Below are 21,325 nucleotides of genomic sequence, written 5' to 3' on the forward strand. Positions count from 1 at the left end.
TAAAAGATTAGGCAGTGTCAATATTGTAAATCTTGCCGGTTTTTCATAAAATGAAGATAAGCCAGAATACGAAATTGATCAAGTGAAATGAGGGATGGATATGCGTATTATAGTCGCGCCGGATTCTTTTAAAGGCAGTGTTTCAGCAGTAGAAACAGCGAATGCGATTGAACAGGGGATAAAAAATGTGTTTCCGAAGGCTGAAGTGATCAAAGTGCCGATGGGGGATGGCGGCGAAGGTACCGTGGAAGCACTTGTTACAGCGACAAACGGAAAAATTATGTATCAAAATGTGATGGGACCGCTTGGAACGATTGTCAAATCATTTTGGGGGATTTTGGGTGATGGGGAAACTGCAGTAATTGAGATGGCAGCAGCATCGGGATTGCCTTTAGTGCCGGAAGAAAAAAAAGATCCGCGCATTACAACGACCTATGGTACCGGAGAATTAATACGTGCTGCCTTGGAACACGGAATGAAGAAGATTATCGTCGGTATCGGGGGCAGTGCGACAAATGACGCTGGTTGTGGGATGATGCAAGCTTTAGGCGGAAGATTTTTAGATGAGGCTGGACAAGAACTTCCTCAGGGTGGAGCTGCATTGATAAAATTAGCTGCAATCGATCTTTCACAGCTTGATGTACGTTTGCGGGATACAGAAATTATTGTTGCTTGTGATGTGGATAATCCATTATGCGGAGAAAAAGGTGCGTCGGCAGTTTATGGACCACAGAAAGGAGCGACACCAGAACTTGTCATTGAGCTGGATCAAGCGCTTGCACATTTTGCTGAAAAGGCTGAAATCGCTACGGGAAAAGCAGTAGCAAATCAGGCTGGAGCCGGCGCAGGTGGGGGAATTGGCGCTGGATTTTTATTTTTTACGAATGCTGTGTTACGCCCGGGAGTAGAAATTGTTTTGGAAGCAACCAATTTCACAGAGCTAATCAGATCAGCACAGCTTGTGATTACAGGTGAAGGCAGAACTGATTTCCAAACTGTATTTGGTAAAGCGCCTGTCGGCATTGCAAAAATTGCGCAGAAACATCAAGTGCCGACGATTTGTATAGCTGGTTGTCTGGGGAAAGGGTATGAAGGGGTGTTAAAAGCAGGTATTGATGGGCTGATGAGTATTACTACTGGACCTATGACGTTGGAAAGTTGTATGGAAAACGGCAAAGAATTAATTACACAGGGCGCAGTAAGAGCTTGCCAGATGATTCAAATTGGAATGAAAATCAAACAGCATGAATAAGCGTTGCTTTATAAAATAGAAGTTTTGCTAAGAGTGTTTTTGGCATATGCCGAGAGCATTCTTTTTATTTTAGCTTCATTTGCAGCAGCGCAATGTGTATGGCTGCTATATTTTGTGGAAACATCAGCTTTTTTGCAGTTTTCTCTAAAATGAAGAAGGTTTTTGGAAAATGATATAGAATAGCTAAGAGTTTAATAAAAACAAGGAGGGATCGTTTCTGGGAAATAGTTTTAACTATACATGTGCTTCCCATGATGAGTTTCGTCTGGCTAGAGCGGCTATTCGGGAAACACTGGATACATTTTATCCGGCATGTTCAATGCAATTATTTATTGCCATCAATGAAGCGGTCAATAATGCGTTTTTTCATGGCATAAATGATCATAAAGGTACGCAAGTAATAATTAATATAACGCGAACTGAACAAGGTTTATATATTGTAGTGAGTCATAATGGAGAGGGCATTGAAGAACTCGGCGTATGTCATCCAACTTGTGATTTGTATAATGAAGGCGGGCGGGGAATTGAGATCATTCGTCATTATGTAGATTCATTGGAATTTAGCGCTTGTGGTTGTAAACTTACAATGTATAAACAGTTTGATGTTTCGCCGGAGTGAGGAGCGATGCTATGAAAGCAGATATTCATGTTGAAAATAACAAAGTATTCATAAAATTAGAGGGAGGTTTATACGTCGAAGATGCCCTTTTGCTTAGAACAAAAGCTTTATCTTATTTCCAAGAAGGGCATACAAATTTTTTAATTGATTTATCCCAAGTTGATTATATTGACAGTTCTGGTCTGGGTGTGTTGGTAGCGCTGCAAAAACGTGCACTTGAACACCATGGAAAGCTACAGTTGCACGGTTTGACAGGTGTTGTAAAAGAGTTATTTGAGCTTACACGCCTAAATAAAATATTTGAATTCGTATAAATTTTTATTGAGTAGTATGAAAGGTTAAAATCTTGAATTCTATTGATTGAACAATACGGAAATAATCATTGGGAGTCTTAATAATGAATGAATTTCCAGTAGGAAAACTTGTTGCAGAGGGCGCGCATTTTTTCCCGGAATGTAGTTATTGGATTTTAAATATGGTGAATGATCCCCTTGTGCTGCTTGATGATTCTGGCATGATTTTATTTATGAATGAAAAAGCATGTGATTTTTATGGATATTCACTGGAAGAGATTCAATATTTGCATATTATGCAGTTGGATTTGAATGTAACGGTATCAGAAAAGTATCTGTATACGATTCAATATTCCGGACAAGAAGGTCATATATTTCTATCTACGCATCGAAAAAAAAATCATGAACTTGTACAGGTGCAGATTGATGCGCGACATGTAAAAGTTCATGATAAAAGTATCTTTGCTTTATTAATTAAAAATATCTCATTAGAACGGCGGCTAAAGAGAGAGTTTGAATTTGCCAGCCGCATTCAAAAAAATATGCTTCCGCAAAATTATAAAAATTCTCAGGTTGAGATTCGATCGATGTATCGTCCTTATCATTATGTGAGTGGGGATTTTTTTAATTTTCGCTGGGAAGAAAATAATGTGCTAAATGGTTATGTGCTTGATATCATGGGGCATGGTTTGACGACTTCCTTCATGTTGTCAGCGTTAAGGGTTTTGCTGGCGCAGGCTTTTAAGAGAGAGGCAGCGCTAAACGATAAACTTGCATGGTTTAATCAGCAAGCGATACCTTTTTTGACAGAGGACTCTTTTGCGGCATTAATCTGCTTTTCGCTTGATTTTGAGAAACGAGAATTGACATATAGCATGGCTGGTATTAATCATTTTCTTGCAATTATAAATCAACAGCCAGCCGTTATAAAAAAACCGGGACTTTTTATTGGTATAGATAAAAAAGCTGAATATGAATGTCATAAGATTTCTTTTGGTTCGGGAGATGTTTTCTATTTTATGACAGATGGACTATTTGAATTGCTAAAAGAACCTGCCATTCATTGTCCGATCGGGTATTCTGATAGTTATCGCTGGCTGTTTAGGACAACACGCAGCCGTAAACGTCGCGACGATATTGCGGCATTATGTTTACATATTAAATAATCGATTTAGAGATTGGAAGGATGAAACATGAACCTTACCTTACGCATGAAACTTTTCATTGGATTTTTTTCTTTGCTGATATTGAATGCAGCAGGACAAATCTATATGTCGGTCAAGGAAGGCAGCACTTTTTTTTCAGGAGGAAATATCATTTTTCTTGCAGTTGAATTGATTGTGGCAGTTTCTTTTGTGTTTTTATTAGAGCATTCTATTTTAAATTCAATTCACGCGCTGCAAAAAACGATGAGACAAGCGGGGGAAGGGGATCTTACCGTACATAGTCAAATGCAGGTGCACGATGAATTTGGACAGTTGGCTGATTCTTTCAATGGTATGATTGACAGCCAGGATAAAATTGTTCGTCAAGTTGCGGAGGCGAGTCAGCAATTAGGTGCTGCTTCAGAAGAAATGTCTGCTTCTTCGCAAGAAGTCACAGCTTCTTTTGAAGAGATATCAACCAGTATGCAGTCTTTAGCCATTGAAACAGAGAAGGGAAATACGGCGGTATTGGAAGCGTCACAAGCTTTAGTACAGTTGTCATCTTTGATTCAGATGGCAAAGGTGAAAGCATCGACGACGGAAAGTGATTCTGCTGAAACGCAAAAAGCGGCCCAGCAAGGATTGCATAATGTGCAAGATACAATGGAGATGATGCACAAAATTAAAAATCAAACACAGATCACATCGGATATGATTGCAGATTTAAACAGTTATTCACAGCAAATTCGTCAAATTATTGATACAATTACATCGATATCCAATCAGACCAATCTACTGGCTTTAAATGCAGCAATTGAGGCTGCTCGTGCCGGAGAACACGGCAGAGGGTTTTCAGTTGTAGCAGAAGAAGTTCGTAAATTGGCAGAACAGTCGAATCAGGGAACACAGGAAATCACGCATTTGATTGAAAATGTATCACTAAAAACCACACAAGTCGTTGAAGCTATGGCGGAAAATAGTATGCAGGTGGAAGATGGTGTGCAGGCTGTTACGAAGACTGGTACAGCGTTAGATACAATTTTAGCAGCAGTGAAACATACAGCCAATGAAATTAATGCAATTAATGGCATTGCTGCTGAGGAAGTGGCAAATTCGGATCAAATCGTTAAACTGATTGATCAATTGGCTAGTATAATTGAGGCAGTAGAGCGTCATGCGGAACAAATTTCTGCTTCTACGCAACAGCAATCAGCGGCAATGCAGAATGTTACAAGTTGTGCGGAAGAAACGGCGGCAATGTCGGCTACTTTGCAAAATGGAATCAGTCATTTTAAGGTTTAAATAAATAAAAACTCCAACAAACGTTTAAGTTTTGTTGGAGTTTTTTTATTCAGTTCTTTTGCGCTTTTATTTGATCGAGAATGCCAGTTTCTTGAATGGCTTTAGATAGTTTCTCGCTATCAGAAATCCATTTGTCTTTTGATTCATTGGAATTTAAGTATTCTAGCTGTAAGCCTAAATTTTCAATGTTGGTTTTAAATTCTGGATCAGCGGCAATTGCTTTTAATGCTTCATCCAATTTTGCTCTAACTTCAGGTGGCATATCTTTAGGTGCGGCTATACCAAACCAATTTGTAAATTCTATATCAAAACCTAATTCTTTTAAGGTAGGTATTTGAGAGAGTTTTGGATCGTCGGTAATTCTTTGCGTTCCTGTTGTTGCCAATGCTCTTAATGTACCGTTTTTAATATGTTCTTTGACGGTTGAAGGATTAACAAAAGCGGCTTGAATATGATTTCCTAATAAGGCAATCGTAGAATCATTGGCACCACGAAATGGAACTTGTTCAATCGAAATACCAGAAAGTTTCCCCAATTGCTCACTAAGAATGTGCGCGGTAGAACCGATACCTGTATTACCAAATTTAATTTGTTTAGAAGTTTGTTTAGAGTATTGAATTAAATCATTTACATTTTGCCAAGGCTGTTCGGCAGGTACTACTAAAATTAATGGTAAGGTTGTAACTTGCGCAATCGGTTCCAAAGCTGTCGGGTAGTGGTATTTTGTTGCTCCATACAAAGGCTGAATTAATACATCAATCGCGCTGATTCCTAAAGTATAGCCATCGGCAGGGGAGGTAACCAGTTCATTCCAGCCAATGGTACCAGATCCTCCCGGTTTGTTGACAACAACTAAAGGTTGTCCTAAATATTTTGGTGCCATTTTTTCTAAAGTTCTTGCCACAAGGTCTAATCCACCACCTGCACTAAAAGGAACGATCATCGTAATCGGTTTGGTGGGATATTTTGGTGCCGATGTACTACTCTGTGTTGCCAAGGTATTACAGCCGCCGATGATAAAAGCCATGATCAATAAACTTGTAGTCAAGAATAAAAATGATTTTCTTTTCATCTCAGTATCTCCCTTGTATTTGTGTATGGAATGGTTATAGTTTAAAGGATTAACGCTGACAAGCTAAATTTTTACCAGGTTTTTAAATTTAGTTCTTTTGCGCTTTTATTTGATCGAGAATGCCAGTTTCTTGAATTGCTTTAGATAGCTTATCGCTATCAGAAATCCATTTGTCTTTTGATTCATCGGAATTTAAGTATTCTAGCTGTAAACCTAAGTTTTCAATGTTGGTTTTAAATTCTGGATCAGCGGCAATTGCTTTTAATGCTTCATCCAATTTTGCTCTAACTTCAGGTGGCATATCTTTCGGTGCGGCTATGCCATACCAGTTGGTCAATATGATATCAAATCCCAATTCCTTTAAGGTTGGTATTTTTTCTAATTCTGGGTCAGTAAGACGCTGGTCATTTGTTACGGCAATTGCTTTTAATGTACCATTTTTAATATGCTCTTTAACAGTTGAAGGATTAACAAATGCAAATTGAATATGATTGCCTAATAATGCAGCAGTCACATCACTAGCACCTCGAAATGGGACTTGTTCAAGTTTGGTTGAAGTTATATTAGCAAATTTTTCTCCTAAGATATGAGAAGGTGATCCTATTCCAGTATGCCCAAAGTTTAATTTCTGAGAAGAGTGTTTTGCATAGTCGATGAGTGCATAAATATCTTTATAAGATTGGTTTGCATCGACGACTAAAATCCATGGTGAAGTTGTAATTTGGGCAATTGGTTCAAGTGCAGTTGGATAATGATATTTAGTTGTTCCATATAAAGGTTGAATCAATACGTCAATTGCACTGATCCCTAGAGTGTAGCCATCAGAAGGAGCACTCACCAATTCATTCCAGCCGATTGCACCAGCACCGCCTGGTTTATTGATAACGACTAAAGGCTGTCCTAAATATTTTGGTGCCATTTTTTCTAAGGTTCTTGCCACTAAGTCTAATCCGCCACCAGCACTAAAAGGAACGATCATCGTAATCGGTTTGGTAGGATATTTTGGTGCCGATGTATTGCTCTGTGTTGCCAAGGTATTACAGCCTCCGATGATAAAAGTCATGATCAATAAACTTGTAGTCAAGAATAAAAATGATTTTCTTTTCATCTCAGTATCTCCCTTGTATTTGTATATGAAATAGTTATGGTTTGGGTAGGTGATTGATGAGGGGAATATGTAAAAATAGAAAAACGACAATGTGAATCAGAGGAGAGGTTTAATTTTTTTGCGCTTTTATTTGATCGAGAATCCCGGTTTCTTCAATTGATTTATATAGCTTATCACCATCAGAAATCCACTTGTCTTTTGACTCATCAGAATTTAAGTATTCTAGTTGCAAACCTAAATTTTCTATATTTGTTTTAAATTCGGGATCGGCGGCAATTTCTTTAAGTGCTTGATCTAATTTTGTTCTTACTTCAGGTGGCATATCTTTAGGTGCGGCTATACCAAACCAGTTGGTTAATACAATGTCAAAACCTAATTCTTTAAAGGTTGGGATTTTTTCTAATTCAGGATCGGTAAGCCGATGATCACCTGTTATTGCGATTGCTTTTAGTGTACCATTTTTAATATGTTCTTTGACCGTTGATGGATTAATGAAAGAAAATTGAATGTGATTGCCTAACAGAGAGGCTACCACATCGCTAGCACCTCGAAAAGGGACTTCATCAAATTTTGTATCGCTAAGTTTCGAAAATTTTTCACCTAAAATATGTGGTAATGTTCCTATACCAGGATGTCCTAATTTTAAATTTTGAGGGGAGTTTTTTGCGTATTGGATGAAAGAATTAATATCTTCGCAAGGCAGATCAGCATTAACTACTAAAATCCATGGAGAAGTTGTAATTTGTGCAATAGGCTCCAAGGCTGTGGGATAGTGATACTTTGTTGTTCCATATAATGATTGTACTAGTACATCAATTGCGCTGATTCCTAAAGTATAACCATCGGAAGGCGAACTGACCAGTTCGTTCCAACCAATTGTACCGGAACCGCCCGGTTTGTTGATAACGACTAAAGGTTGTCCTAGATATTTGGGTGCCATTTTCTCTAAGCTTCTCGCTACCAAGTCCAATCCACCACCAGCACTAAAAGGAACAATAAGAGTAATCGGTTTGGTTGGGTATTTTTTCTCAGAAACTTCTGCTTGTGTTTTCATTGTATTACAACCTCCTAATATTATAGATGTGATAAATAAAAACAGGGTAAGAATCAGAAATAGTTTTTTTCTCATTACAACATCTCCCTTGTGTTTATATATAAAACACTTATAGTTTAGCTGATTTACTTGAATAACGCGTAGAAATAGGAAAGCGGCGCAGTACGTGATAAAGAATAAACATGCCGCCAACAGCAAAAATTGTACCAGCAATTGGCCGTGTAAAAATGCTCCAAAAGTTACCGTCGCAGATAATTAAACTTTGTACCAATCCTTGTTCTAATTCAGGCCCAATAACAATGCCTATGATAAGCGGTGCCGGCTCAAATCCATTCCGATTCATAAAAAATCCAATGATACCAAAAAGAATGATCCACATTAAATCTAAAATGCTGTTATTAATGGTATAAGCACCCGTTAAAGTCAGAATTGCCACTAAAGGCATAAGGATATGAATCGGTGTTTTTAAGAGCTGGACGAAAATTCCGACAAGTGGAAAATTGATAATGAGTAATAATATATTGCCAACATACATGCTGGCAATCAGTCCCCAGAATAAATCAGGCTGCTGTGTGATTAGGGCTGGTCCCGGAATAATACCGTGGATCATGAACCCGCTTAATAAAATCGCTGTTCCACCGCAAAACGGCAATCCCAATGTCAATAAAGGGATCATAGTTGCCGAAATAGCAGAATTGTTTGCCGCTTCTGGGCCTGCGACTCCTTCGATTGCACCATGACCAAATTCTGCGGGATTTTTACTGCATTTTTTTTCAAGTGCATAGGATGAAAAACTAGAAATTGTTCCGGCAGGGCCAGGCAATAAGCCAACTAAAAATCCTAAAATTCCACCGCGGACGATAGGTGCTGTCGAACGTTTATATTCTTCGCGGGTAGGATATAAATCACGGAATTTTAAGGTGGGGATGTGTGTGGATTCGCCAGACTTTGTCATTACGGTGAGAATTTCACCAATGCCGAAGATTCCCATCGCTAAAATGGAAAGATCAAAACCACGATCTAATTCATCAACCCCAAAAGTAAATCGGCTGATGCCGGACATACTATCAAGTCCAATAGTTCCGAGCATGATACCAACAGCAGTCATTAGAATAGATTTTGGAACAGAAGTACCCGTTAATTTCGTGAGAACGATTAGGCCCACAGTTGCGATGGCGAAATACTCTGGCGGGCCAAATACCAGCGCAGCTTGTGCTAGCGGCGGAGCAAATATGGTCAAACCAATGATGCCAATCGTTCCAGCGATGAAAGATCCAATTGCAGATACAGCAAGTGCAGCACCACCGCGTCCGCGTTGTGCCATTGCATAACCGTCTAAACAAGTGACGACGGAAGCTGCTTCACCCGGGACATTCATTAAAATAGAGGTTGTGGAACCGCCATATTTTGAACCATAATAGATGCCGGCAAACATAATCAAGGCGGCGGTGCTGTCCATGCTATAACTAAAAGGCAATAACAGAGCAATGGCGCTAATCGTGTCTATGCCCGGTAATACCCCGACAAGTGTACCGAGCAAAACTCCGATGATACAGGCTAATAAATTCATTGGCATGATACTGATAGAAAATCCATGTAAAAGCATACTCAAAGTTTCCAACGATCTCATCTCCTATTTTAAAATTATGAAAAGATTGAAGGTGGTCAAGGTAAAGCAACGGCTAAATAGTATTTAAATAGAAGATAAAATGAAGCTGAACTGCCGAAAGCTACACCAAGAGGAATAATCCATCCGGACATGTCAGCAATTTTAAACAAATAAAAGAGGACGATAAATGTAGTGAAAAAATAGCCAATAATATGGAATAGTGTAATATAGAAGATGAAGCCAATTAGGATAAAAATGAACTTTGTCCAATCCACCGAATTTTCTGCATTGGATTGCTGTTTATCCCGTTGCTTAAAAAGCAAAAAGCATGAGATTATAATTGCGGCAATGCCAACCAAGATAGGCAGAAATCCGGAGCGAGGTGACTGCAGGTTTCCAAAGGTGAGTTGTTTTGCAAAATACAGATAAGAACTGCTGATCAATAGAAAGAAAAACGTTAAAATTTTTTCAGGCATAGTATATCACCTCTGCTGATTTAATTTTGAGTCATATGAAGTCTTTTATTGTAATGTGAGTCCAAATTTCATGATAAAAGTAGTTCCTTTGCCAGGTTCACTTTCAATTTCCATTGTTGCTTTATGACGTTGTAAAATTCGATAGCAGATTGCCAGTCCAAGTCCAGTACCATTTTCTTTGGTAGTGAAAAACGGTGTTCCTAATTTATCTTTGATATCGGCAGGGATACCAGATCCAGAATCTCTAATTAACAAAATAACCGTACTTTTTTTGTATTTTGTCATAATATGAATCAAACCATTTTGCGGCATTGCATCTAAAGCATTTCTGATCATATTAAAAAGGAGCTGGCGGATACTGTTTTCATCTAAAGGAATTTTAGGAAGTCTGTTTAAATGCAATTCGATGTCGCAATGATTGCATACAGCATCAGCATGTATCAACGGATAGATATCTTGGATGATATCATTTAAATTGGTAGCTTCGAAATTCATCGTTCTATTTTTCGCCAAGGATAAAAATTCTGTAATAATACTGTTGGCACGATCAATTTCATCAATCATTAATGAAAAGTTTTCTTGCTGCTGGTGGAATTCTTTTTTTCTGGTGAGTAACTGTAACAGACCTCTTACCGTTGTCAGTGGATTTCGTATTTCATGGGCAATTCCGGCTGCCATTTCGCCAATGATATTCAAGCGATCTAAGCGTGTCATTTGTTCGGTTTGTTGACTGATGTATTTTAGAATCGGTGTAAATTCAGCGATTTCACTACGATACTTATAAGAATTACCTGAAAGAATAGATTCAGCAAATAACTGTAAGTCTTTTTTTAGTCGAATAAACAATTCGCGAAAAATGCTGATACAGATCAACAGCATAATAAATGCGCCTAAAAAAGTGTTTGCTGTCCGTTTCCAAATTACCGCATAGACCGCATCTTGATTTACCGCAGCAAAAACTTTGCCAACGATGACGCCATTTTCTTCAATCGGCTGTACATAAGTAATGGTCGATGCGCCATGCCATAGAATGGAGTGCTCTTTTTCAAAAACTCTTTCCGCGTCGCTCTCATCAAATTCTTGAATTGGAATGGGAGAAACATCCATAAGCAGAGATTTATCAACTTGAGGTCCGATGGCGACAATGTTGCCGTATTTTTGTGAGTAAAAACCAAATTTAATTGTATTGGTTGGAATGAAAATTCCGCATAAAAGCGGTTGAAGTTCTCGATTCAAGGCAAGAATTTCTTCACGATTTGTTTGATCATCGTTGTCAGGCTGTGCGTATATTTTTGAGAAACTATTTTCGGTTTTTCTTTCGAGTAGGACATTGGTAATGGACATTAAATATTGTATATTTTTTTCATTTTCTTCTTGCAATGAGAGCCAATGCGTATATGCTGTAATTGTGATCATTAATAGAAAAACAACGCTGACTATTTTTATGTTCAATCTTGTTGTTAAAGTACAACCCTTCATTTGTTTTACCTTTCTATTGAATAGTCTTATCGTGTTATTTTTACAATATAAGATCATTGTTCAAATACTCAATTACAATTAGCAACATATAAACCTAATAATGTAAAAATTTCTTATTTATGTTTATTACTTCGTCAATAAATAGCAAAATCCTTCCAGTCGATATAGGAAAAATGTCTTGAATATAGGCCGGACAAAAATAAAAGACTTTATCAAAGTAATTTTGATAAAGTCTTTTATTTTATATTATTTAGGAAGTCTTTATTTGCGGTTACTCCAAAAACCAGCAAGCAAGCTTCCGCTGAAATTATGCCATACACTGAAAATGGCTCCCGGAATAGCCGCCATCGGATCAAGATGTGCCATTGCTAAAGCAACTGCCAACCCCGAATTTTCCATTCCAATTTCAAAGGAAATCGCACGCGCTTTACTTTCGTTCATGCCAATCATGCGCGAGGCGCCATAACCAAGGAAGAGCCCGATGGAATTATGGAGTATCACAGCTAGAAATGCGATGCCGGCAACCGTGATTAGTTTGTTGGCATTCAATGCAACGACAGCCGTAATAATCAAAATGATTGCAATAACAGAAAAGGCCGGAATCATTGGACTGAATCGATCAACAATAGTTGAAGCCAGCATACGTAAGATGATACCAAGAAATACAGGAAATAAGACGATTTTTAAGATGTCAATTAGCAGTGCATCTGACTGGATTGGAATCATTGTTCCTGCAAGTGATAAAAAAATAAATGGTGTGATGATGGGAGCTAAAATCGTATTGAAGCTGGATACGGTAACTGACAATGCGGTATCACCTTTGGCGATAAACGTCATAACATTGGAGGCTGTACCGCTTGGACACGCGCCAACGAGAATGAGACCTGCGGCTAACGCTGGAGGTAAATCCAGTAATTTAGCCACCAAAAAAGCGATCAGCGGCATTGTGATATAACGTAAAAGAATACCGCAAATTACATCTTTAGGACGAATCAGTACAAGTTTAAAATCATGGATTGACATCGTCAAACCCATACCAAGCATAATAAGACCCAATAAGTAAGGTACATATGTACCAAGCGGTTTAAAAGGAGTCGGTTGGAAGAAAGCCAATGCGGCAAAAAAAACAACCCATAAAGGGAAATAGCGTGTAATGATCGTACTTATTTTTTCGAAAAACTTCATAAAAAAGACCTCCTGTTTTTGAACAATAAAATTAGCAAAAAACCTCCTTAAGTAAAGTTAAATAAACTTTTGAGGGAATATAGCAAGCAGGATTTGAACTATTTGTCTACATAAATAGATAGCGCCTTATTCTTAAAAAATGTAAAGTTGTAAACAAAATATTATTTTATTATAATCGCAAATAACAATATGTCAAGAAGAAAACTGTAAAATATGTTAATATTTATTATTTAAAATTTAATATGCTGAAGTTCGGCAAGCAGAAAGCTTAATCAAAAACACTTTACAAATCGTTCATATTATGTGAGGTGAAATGTGGTGAAGCTTTTTGTTCGCTTGCGGCTAGATTATATATTTATACTTTATAATGTTTTACTACTTAATTTAATTAAATTGTTGTGCACCCGTAAATATAGTACATTTAATATGAAATTTTCATAGCATGATGATTTTTTTAGAAGTGCAAGAGTAAAAGAAATTCATTTTGCATTCAAGAATAATTGGGGGAGAGAGGTATTTTATTATGGCAAAAATTCTAATTTTTTTACTTTGGATGGGGAGTACTTTTAGTTTCATGATGTATAAAATCTTCCGCAGGTTTAAAAATACTTTGCACGGAAAACCCGATAACAGGTCTGACCGGTTAGGGGATCGTTTGAAATATTTTATGTCAAATGTCGTGGGGCAGGATAAGGTGCTGCAGGATCGGGTTTCTGGGGTAGCGCATGTATTGATTATGTGGGGCTTTATTGTGCTTGGTTTTGGTGCAATGAATTTGGCGGTAGAAGGATTGTTTGGTATTTCGCTTCCAATTGTTGGTGACAACAGCTTATTTATCGGCTTGAAAGAATTATTTTTACTGTTAGTTTATATCGGCGTTATTATGGCTGTATTACGGCGTACGGTGCTGAAGCCGGATCGAATAGAGAATTCTGTTGAAGCGTTTTTGATTCTTGGTCTGATCAGTCTTATTGTTACTGGAGACCTGTTATATAACGGGGCCAGTTTTGCATTAGGCGAAAAAAATGATATTCGTGGTGCCTCCTTCCTTGCCAATTACATAGCAGGCTCACTCGTAAAATATTCGCCCGATACGCTCCAAACATTGGCAACGGGCGCTTGGTGGATGCATTTTTTTGCAATGGGCTTGATGGCTATTCTGATTCCGGGGTCAAAACATCTGCATTTGGCATTTGCTCCAGCTAATGCAATCTGGCATACTTTACGACCGAAGGGCTCGATGACGAAGTTAGATTTTGAGGATGAAACGGCAGAAACCTTTGGCGTGAATAGGTTGGAAGAGTTTACGTGGAAACAACTTGTGGATGCTTATAGTTGTGTGCGATGCGGGCGATGTACAGAGCATTGTCCGGCCTTTCAGACAGGAAAACCGCTCGATCCCCGTGCCTTGCATGTTGAACTGCGTGCGCATATGGAAGAAAAAGCACCATTGTTAGACAAACTTAAAGCCGCAGGCGATCAGAAAGTAGAATTTACGGACGCAGAGCAAAAAGTATTGGAAAAACAGGTGGTTAGCGACCTGTTTTCCGAAGAATTTATTTGGTCGTGTACAACTTGCCGTGCGTGTGAAGAGGTTTGCCCTGTTTCGAACGAACATGTACAAAAAATTCTCGACTTGCGTCGTTATATGGTCATGACTGAGGCAAAGATGCCAGAGGACGTACAGCGTACTTTTAATTGTTATGCGAGCGGTAATCCGTGGAAACTTTCTAGTAGTAGTCGTGGTGACTGGATGAAAGGGTTGGATGTACCTGCTTGGTCGGAAGAAAAAGAATATTTACTCTATGTGGGCTGCTCGGGTGCTTATGATGAAAGGGCTAAGAAGGTAAGTACTGCTTTAGTGAAGGTGTTGAAAGCGGCTGGCGTAAACTTTGGCGTATTGGGCAGCGATGAGCCTTGTTGCAGTGAAACGATTCGACGTATGGGTAATGAATTTGAATTTCAGCAATTGGCTGAGGGCAATGTGGAGCTGTTCAAGGGATTGGGAATTAAAAAAATTATTATGCTTTGTCCACATTGTTTTAATTCGTTTAAAAATGATTATCCTGATTTTGGCGGCGAATATGAAGTTATTCATCATTCACAGTTTCTCGCGGATCTTGTGCAAGCAGGAAGAATTAAGACGGATAGCTCTTTTTCTGCAAAGGTTGTTTATCATGATGGGTGTTATCTTGGACGGCATAATGATATATTCGATGCGCCGCGTACAGTTCTGCAAGCTGTGCCGGGAGTACATTTGACTGAAATGGCACAGAATCGAAAAAATGCTTTCTGCTGCGGTGCCGGAGGCGGGCGTAATTGGATGGAAGAAAAAACAGGTGATGGGCAGCAACGTATCAATGAAGTTCGGGTAAAACAAGCTTTGGAAACAGGCGCTGAAGTCATTGCAACGGCCTGCCCGTATTGCTTGACAATGATGTTGGATGGAACCAAGGCGCACAACGCTGACGAGCAAGTACGTACCTTCGATATTGCGGAAATTCTTGCAAAATCCATTGCGCAGACAGAGTAATTCTCTAAGAATGTAATGACCATGTGGTTTTGCCTTATAATAGTTTGATAATTTAAAATTATTAAATTGTTGTGAATATTTAACTATAGTATATTGAGTTTATCGGAAGAAACTTATAGATTTCGTAAATTCGTTGTAACTTTCTAAACCATATACATAGCAAGTCATGTATTCTTGCAAGTTGCTAAATTGGGGCGGGAAGATAAAAAGTTCTAGGCCATAAGGTCTTAGACTTATAGATACTTTCGCATAGCCGAAAAGTGTTTAAAAAATAAGGGGGAAAGAAAATGGGAAAATTGAATGAACAAGAATTTAAAGCGTATCTAAAACAGATCAGAGAATTAACAGAGGGCACATTTGATGTGATGCAAAAGGAAATTGAGGATACGAATGTGTTTCCTGAGGAGTTTTATCAACTGGGCATAAAAAATAACCTGTACCGTTGCTCGATCCCAGAAGAATACGGCGGTTGGGGTCTCTCTGAATTAGAAATTTTAAAAATTCAGGAAGAATTTAGTCGTGGTCCTGGCGGAATGCGTATGCATCTGCATTATGCTATGGATTTAAATTGGCGTCCTTTATATGACTTTGGTAGTGAAGAACTGAAAGCAGAGTTAATGCCTGGTTTTCAGGACAGATCGGTCTTTACTTGCTGGGCGGTTACAGAGGAAACAGGCGGAACTGGTGCAGATATTAAAACCTTAGCTGTCAAAGACGGCGATGATTACATTATTAATGGAGAAAAGTATTTAATTTCTCATACGGATTGCTGCAATTATGCTTATGTTACGCTTCTTACGGATCCTAATGCCGATAAAGATCATCGTCTTTCTACCTTTATGGTTCCATGTAATACACCGGGGTACGAAGTTACGCCGATGCCTCATATGATGGGATGCCGTGGATCAGGGCATACCGGCTTAAAATTTACGAACATGAGAGTCAATAAGAAGTACTTGCTTGGTAAAGAAGGCGATGGTCTCCATATCTCGATTCATTCCCTGTCTGTTTCACGTGTTCATATCGCAGCTAGTAATCTGGGGATGGCGCAACGCATGTTGGAAATTTCGCTTAAACGTGCCCATGACCGTGTTACTTTCGGCAAACCGATCATCGAACGTCAGGCGATCAGAATGAAAATTGCTGATATGGCTACGCATGTTCATGCTTTACGTACCATGGTTTATGATTTTGCAAAAGATTACGAAAAGGATCCGAACGGAGAATACATTGAAGAAAAGGCTGCAATGTGCAAACTGTTCAGTATTCAAGTTACCAAAGTGTGTGGCGATGAAATGCTTGAAATCTTTGGTGGTGTTGGCTACTTTGAAGATTGCGAATATGGCCCTACGGAACGCTTATACCGTGATTCCCGTGCAATGTGGCTAGAAGAAGGGACGCCTACGGTGCAGCGCATAACGATTTCTCGTCAGACGATCAAACATGGTGGCTGTTTAGCGTATCTTGATTAAGTCTGAAAATTTGTGGACATATCAGAAGGTCATCTGTGTAAAACCGATGACCTTCTTTCTACATTAAAAGTTAAATCATTTCCTTATTAAAGTGGTAACTTTAATTCGGAGCATCAAAAGTTTCTCAGAATACAATGCGCGAAGGGAGGACTGAAAGTTGGAATTTGGTCCCCTGAGAAGCAAGGCTGCCAGAAAGCCTTGGCCGGAATGTCCCGATATTGTAATCTATCGTTGCAGGCATTGTAGCAGGTTATATCAAGTTATGGGCTATGATATGCCAATACAAGAGCCTGTATGCTGTGGTGTATCCATGGAATGTCTGAAGGCATTGCCAATGGATGCTGTATTGCCCGAGATCAATATAGATTATAAGATTGTTGGCGGTTTTAATCAGAATGCAGTACAGATATTCTGGGAGATAAAGCAGTTGGAAAATAGACCGGAGTGGATTTTACTTAAGACTTTTACTGGTGCTTACATAAAGTATGTTTCTGCGAAGAAACAACCGCCAGTGGTATTTCCTTTGGCCGATGAGGATGCTTATGTATATTGTGACAGAAGCAAATGTTTAGAGTGTGTCTTTCGCTGTAAACGAGGTTTTATTATATATCTGTATATAAAAACAAAAGGTTTACTGGAACTTCCATTAGATAAAATGTCTGCTTACTTTAATTCTTAATGCTACAGCGAGATGAAGAAATCTTTCATGCTGCAAAATTAAAAAAACAAGTGATATAAGGAAATGAATGAAAATTTTGAATCAGAAGGTTCCAATTCTTCGATGTTTTTTACTCATAAAAGTAAAAAGTGCACTTTAAAAAATAGGAGGAATCTCTTATGGAATCAAAGATTGGTAATAAACGATGGTATATCATTGCTCTGTTGGTCGTATGTTTCACTTTTATGTATCTAGGGAGAGCCAGTATATCAATTGCTGGGCCGGTATTGATGAAAGAATATGGCTGGACTGGAACGGAGTTTGGCTTAGTTTCGACGGCATTTTTTATTGGGTATGCTCTGACCATGCTTCCGGCTGGTTGGTTATCTGACCGATTCGGGGCGACTAAAGTAATTGTCATTGGTACGTTAGTTTGGTCAGTATTTACCTTTTTAACTCCTTTTGGGGCGGCAACGATAAGCTCACTGATTTTTATTCGGGTAATTGTAGGTTTGGGGCAAGGCGTTACTTTACCTGCGGCTTCTTCACTGGTAGCCAGATGGGTACCGAAAAGAGAGGCAGGTAAGGCACAGGGATGGACACTAATTGGAGTTCCACTCGGGGTCATTCTCACTATGCTTACAGGTGTCTATTTAATCCAGAATTATAACTGGCAAACTATATTTTATCTATTTGCGCTGCTTGGACCAATTTGGTGTTTAATTTGGGCTAAATTTGGTGGAAATCGGCCCGAACATGCTTCAGTTGGCAAAGAAGAACTGGACTATATTTTATCGGGGCAGGGGGCAAAAGATACTGGTACCCAAGCTGCTATCTTAACTGCAAAGCAGATTTTTTCAACCGGATCCGTATGGGGTGCGATTATTGCATACTTTTGTTATAATTACGTTTTTTACTTGCTATTAACATGGCTGCCGACCTATTTAGCTGTTGGACGTGGATTTACTCTGGTGAAAAGTGGCTATTACACAATCATTCCATATCTTGTCGCGATGATCACATATCCATTGGGTGGTATCTTGGCTGACTGGGCATCGCAGAAATTCGGAGACAATATAGGGCGAAAGCTGTTTCCTGTTTGTGGTTTAGTCATAGGGGGAATTGCTTTGATCCTAGGCGCGCAGGCTGATAATGTTAACACAGCGATCATTTTAATTGCAGCATCGATGGGCTTTTTAACCATTACGCAAGGTGGCTTTTTCTCCATTCCAATCATCTTTGCACCTAAAAATGCCGGTACAATCGTGGGCATGTATGGTTTCATTGGTACGATGGCAGGAATTTCCGCACCGCTTGTTACTGGTATGGTTGTTGACGTCTACGGGTATAGCTATGCGTTGTTTTTGGGCTCCTCCATGGCAATTTTAGGTGCGCTGATATTATTAGCTGCCAAGATTCAACCGATTCAAGCTAAAAGCCAATATCTAAGCGGCATTTCAATCGACAAGTAGTTACGTATGCTAACAAAAAAGCAAATTGCAATCTGATAAAGGGAGTGTTTTACATTGAAAGGATTAGAAGGCATTAAAGTAATCGAACTGACTTCTTACATTGCAGCACCAGCATGTCCACGAATTCTCGGTGAAATGGGAGCAGAGATTATTAAAATTGAACCATTTAGCGGGGATGAACAACGTACACAAGGCCCTGGTTATGGTATGCTGCGTGATGATATTGAAGATCCTGCATTCGATATGGCTGGTCTTGATAAGAATTGGTTGAGTGTGAATCTTAAAAGTAAAGAGGGTATCGCTTTCGTTTATAAAATGGTGGAGACTGCGGATGTTATTGTTACGAACTTTAGAGATAAAGCTTTGGTTAAATTGGGGTTGGATTATGAAACGATTCGCAAGATGTTCCCGCATATCGTTTATGCGCAAATGAGAGGTTATGGCGAAAGAGGACCGGAAAGGGATTCAAGAGGATATGATGCGACTGCCTATTCTGCGCGTGGCGGCATATTGACTTCATTTCCGCAACTAGGTGAAAATCCAGTGAATGTTCCTGCTGCTTTTGGTGATTGGAATGCGAGCGGTTTTTTGACTGCCAGTGTTTTGGCCGCTTTAGTGAGAAAAGAGAAAACTGGTTTAGGCGACAAGGTAGTCGTTAACCTTTATCATGTCGCTTGTTGGGGAATGCAGCATGCGATTGTTTCACGCCAGGCAGGGGCTTTATATCCAAGATCAAGAAAGCTGGTTCCAACCCCGTCAAATAACTGTTATAAATCTCAAGATGGGATTTGGTTTTTGATTTGTCAGGGCAATTATAATAAATATTTCGAACAAATGGTTGAGGCATTCGGTATCGAATCGCTTCGCGGCAATCAAGAATACAATACGTTAGAAAAACTTACGGCAAATAAGACGAATGGTTATGTGGTTGAACTTTTTGAAGATGCATTTATCAAAAAAACGTTTGCTGAATGGGAAGTAATTTTCAGAGAAAATGAGATTCCTTATCAGAAAGCATTTACGGTGGATGATATCCTTGTAGATGAAGAAGTTTATGCCAATGACATCCTAAGACATGTGAAATACAAATCTTATGGTGACCGCGTTATTCCGACAAGTCCAATTCGCATGAAGAGTGTTGGCGACCCTAAGTTGTGGATATCTAAACCGATTGGTTATGATACACGTGCGTACCTGTTGAAATATGGTTATTCTGAAACTGAGGTTCGGCAATTCATTGAAAATGGTGCTGTGAAGGTATATGAAGGCGGAGAATTGAATTTTGATAAATTAAGCAGCACGTCAGCGACAGAAGAGCTTCCTTAAGGAAGATAATGTGTAAATAGAAAGGCTCCATATGCAATCTATACGGTACGGATAAATTGCATATGGAGCAGCCTGATTTTGTTTTACAAATTTTGTTCATGATACCCCTTGACTAGGATGTTTATAACAATGCACAAAAGTGTAATTTTTCTGAGCAGCCTGGTCATTTTTTATCCATCGGAGGTATTGTGTATATAATTTTCCTGTGACCAATGTACAAAAAAATTCTTGAAATTTAAAACAACGGGAGAAAGTTTTTTCTTTTTTGGAAAGACCACGGATACAGTCCTAATTGCTTTCGGTTTAAAGCGAACTACAGCAATGTTTTTTCCTGCAGGACATGCCATTTTCGCTATCCGAGAGGATAGTAATGCGATTCCCATACCTTCGGTTACAAGGCTAACGCAGGTATCAACGTAGTGAGAATTATAGCCGAATTTCGGTTCAAATCCAGATAACTTACAGGCATCAATGGTGTCTGTAAAAGCTCCGGAAGACTTGGAGAGAGAAATAAAAGTTTCTTCCGCGGCTTCATGTAGATCGATTATTTCTCTGGAGGCAAATCGGTGAGCGGTATTCGTTATAATGACTAATTCGTCTTGGATCAGAGGGTATGACTCTAGCGGCATCTTGTCCGGTTTGTATTTGTTGTATGCGGTAAGAAAGGCTACGTCAATTTTTCCACTCGACAATAGTGGATAGAGGTCAAAACATTCGGCTTCATGAAATTCAAAAGAAATTTTTGGATAGTTTTTTTTGAAAGCTGCTATGAGTGGCGTAATACCAAAAGCTCCAAGCGCCGGGACACTGCCTATGGATATTTTACCGCTTTCACCATCCACATATTGTTGCATGGCCATGTTAATTCCGGAAATATCCAATATTAGTTTCTTGGCATTTTCAACAAATTCAATGCCCGCCGGAGTTAGATGAACTGATCGTGTAGTTCTTCCGAATAGGACAACGCCCAATTCATCTTCAAGTTTTTTTATTTGCTGTGATAAAGAGGAGGGAGTTACACAAACTTCTTCCGCTGCACGAGAAAAATTTTGGTGCTTGGCTACTGCTAATATGTACCTGATTTGAAAAATCTCCATATAGTCTATTCCTTTCTGACGCACGATCTAATGCGTATATTGATAATTAATAAGAATGTTAATATTTATAATATTTATTTTAGATATTCTTGATACTTTACAAATTTCCTTTAAAATCAGAATTGTATAATAATTCAAAAAAGCTTTGATTATTGAATAATCGAAGCTTTTTT

At 38.9% G+C, this 21,325-nt stretch carries 18 protein-coding genes; 10 read left to right on the forward strand and 8 right to left on the reverse strand.

Annotated features, from left to right (window positions below):
- The first annotated feature begins 100 nt into the window (after positions 1-100).
- The 5 genes from BN6559_RS13000 to BN6559_RS13020 all read left to right on the forward strand — a co-directional run bounded on the left by BN6559_RS13000 (position 101) and on the right by BN6559_RS13020 (position 4,611).
- Positions 101-1,252 (forward strand): glycerate kinase family protein, encoded by a 1,152-nt coding sequence (locus BN6559_RS13000; RefSeq protein ID WP_110955119.1) that lies wholly within the window; start codon positions 101-103, stop codon positions 1,250-1,252.
- 265 nt (positions 1,253-1,517) lie between these two features.
- Positions 1,518-1,871, forward strand: a complete 354-nt coding sequence (locus BN6559_RS13005; RefSeq protein ID WP_324609430.1) for an ATP-binding protein — start codon at positions 1,518-1,520, stop codon at positions 1,869-1,871.
- Between the two features lie 11 nt (positions 1,872-1,882).
- On the forward strand, positions 1,883-2,185 hold the full coding sequence (locus BN6559_RS13010; protein WP_110955121.1) for an STAS domain-containing protein: 303 nt from the start codon (positions 1,883-1,885) through the stop codon (positions 2,183-2,185).
- Between the two features lie 83 nt (positions 2,186-2,268).
- Positions 2,269-3,330, forward strand: coding sequence for a SpoIIE family protein phosphatase (locus BN6559_RS13015; protein WP_110955122.1), 1,062 nt, complete (start codon positions 2,269-2,271; stop codon positions 3,328-3,330).
- 27 nt (positions 3,331-3,357) lie between these two features.
- Positions 3,358-4,611 carry a methyl-accepting chemotaxis protein gene (locus BN6559_RS13020; RefSeq protein WP_110955123.1) on the forward strand — a complete coding sequence of 418 codons (1,254 nt, stop codon included), beginning with the start codon at positions 3,358-3,360 and terminating at the stop codon, positions 4,609-4,611.
- 49 nt (positions 4,612-4,660) lie between these two features.
- Here BN6559_RS13020 and BN6559_RS13025 read toward each other — a convergent pair whose 3' ends face one another.
- From BN6559_RS13025 to BN6559_RS13055, 7 genes are all read right to left on the reverse strand, one after another.
- Complete coding sequence (locus BN6559_RS13025) at positions 4,661-5,638, reverse strand: tripartite tricarboxylate transporter substrate binding protein (RefSeq protein ID WP_456060961.1); 978 nt, start codon at positions 5,636-5,638, stop codon at positions 4,661-4,663.
- Between the two features lie 133 nt (positions 5,639-5,771).
- A complete protein-coding gene (locus tag BN6559_RS13030; protein ID WP_456060963.1) occupies positions 5,772-6,746 on the reverse strand; it encodes a Bug family tripartite tricarboxylate transporter substrate binding protein in 975 nt (324 codons plus the stop codon).
- Between the two features lie 154 nt (positions 6,747-6,900).
- Positions 6,901-7,845 carry a Bug family tripartite tricarboxylate transporter substrate binding protein gene (locus BN6559_RS13035; RefSeq protein ID WP_199883988.1) on the reverse strand — a complete coding sequence of 315 codons (945 nt, stop codon included), beginning with the start codon at positions 7,843-7,845 and terminating at the stop codon, positions 6,901-6,903.
- A gap of 109 nt (positions 7,846-7,954) precedes the next feature.
- Positions 7,955-9,475 carry a tripartite tricarboxylate transporter permease gene (locus BN6559_RS13040; RefSeq protein WP_456060730.1) on the reverse strand — a complete coding sequence of 507 codons (1,521 nt, stop codon included), beginning with the start codon at positions 9,473-9,475 and terminating at the stop codon, positions 7,955-7,957.
- A 35-nt stretch (positions 9,476-9,510) separates the two neighbouring features.
- Positions 9,511-9,930 carry a tripartite tricarboxylate transporter TctB family protein gene (locus BN6559_RS13045; RefSeq protein ID WP_110955128.1) on the reverse strand — a complete coding sequence of 140 codons (420 nt, stop codon included), beginning with the start codon at positions 9,928-9,930 and terminating at the stop codon, positions 9,511-9,513.
- Between the two features lie 45 nt (positions 9,931-9,975).
- Positions 9,976-11,409, reverse strand: a complete 1,434-nt coding sequence (locus tag BN6559_RS13050) for an ATP-binding protein (RefSeq protein ID WP_110955129.1) — start codon at positions 11,407-11,409, stop codon at positions 9,976-9,978.
- 261 nt (positions 11,410-11,670) lie between these two features.
- Complete coding sequence (locus BN6559_RS13055; protein ID WP_110955130.1) at positions 11,671-12,594, reverse strand: bile acid:sodium symporter family protein; 924 nt, start codon at positions 12,592-12,594, stop codon at positions 11,671-11,673.
- 523 nt (positions 12,595-13,117) lie between these two features.
- Here BN6559_RS13055 and BN6559_RS13060 point away from each other — a divergent pair.
- The 5 genes from BN6559_RS13060 to BN6559_RS13080 all read left to right on the forward strand — a co-directional run bounded on the left by BN6559_RS13060 (position 13,118) and on the right by BN6559_RS13080 (position 20,055).
- Positions 13,118-15,127, forward strand: coding sequence for a (Fe-S)-binding protein (locus tag BN6559_RS13060; protein ID WP_110955131.1), 2,010 nt, complete (start codon positions 13,118-13,120; stop codon positions 15,125-15,127).
- A gap of 287 nt (positions 15,128-15,414) precedes the next feature.
- Positions 15,415-16,599, forward strand: a complete 1,185-nt coding sequence (locus BN6559_RS13065; RefSeq protein ID WP_110955132.1) for an acyl-CoA dehydrogenase family protein — start codon at positions 15,415-15,417, stop codon at positions 16,597-16,599.
- Positions 16,600-16,756: 157 nt separating this feature from the next.
- Positions 16,757-17,278: a hypothetical protein gene (locus BN6559_RS13070; protein ID WP_110955133.1), complete on the forward strand. Its 522-nt coding sequence runs from the start codon at positions 16,757-16,759 to the stop codon at positions 17,276-17,278.
- 158 nt (positions 17,279-17,436) lie between these two features.
- A complete protein-coding gene (locus tag BN6559_RS13075) occupies positions 17,437-18,729 on the forward strand; it encodes an MFS transporter (RefSeq protein ID WP_110955134.1) in 1,293 nt (430 codons plus the stop codon).
- Between the two features lie 54 nt (positions 18,730-18,783).
- Positions 18,784-20,055 (forward strand): CaiB/BaiF CoA transferase family protein, encoded by a 1,272-nt coding sequence (locus BN6559_RS13080; protein WP_110955135.1) that lies wholly within the window; start codon positions 18,784-18,786, stop codon positions 20,053-20,055.
- A gap of 170 nt (positions 20,056-20,225) precedes the next feature.
- Here the strand turns inward: BN6559_RS13080 and BN6559_RS13085 are convergent, their stop codons facing one another.
- The gene (locus BN6559_RS13085) at positions 20,226-21,152 is read right to left on the reverse strand and encodes a LysR family transcriptional regulator (protein ID WP_110955136.1); all 927 of its coding nucleotides are present in this window, start codon (positions 21,150-21,152) and stop codon (positions 20,226-20,228) included.
- Positions 21,153-21,325 lie beyond the last annotated feature (173 nt).

Source organism: Massilibacillus massiliensis (assembly GCF_900086705.1).
GTDB lineage: Bacteria > Bacillota > Negativicutes > FLKF01 > FLKF01 > Massilibacillus > Massilibacillus massiliensis.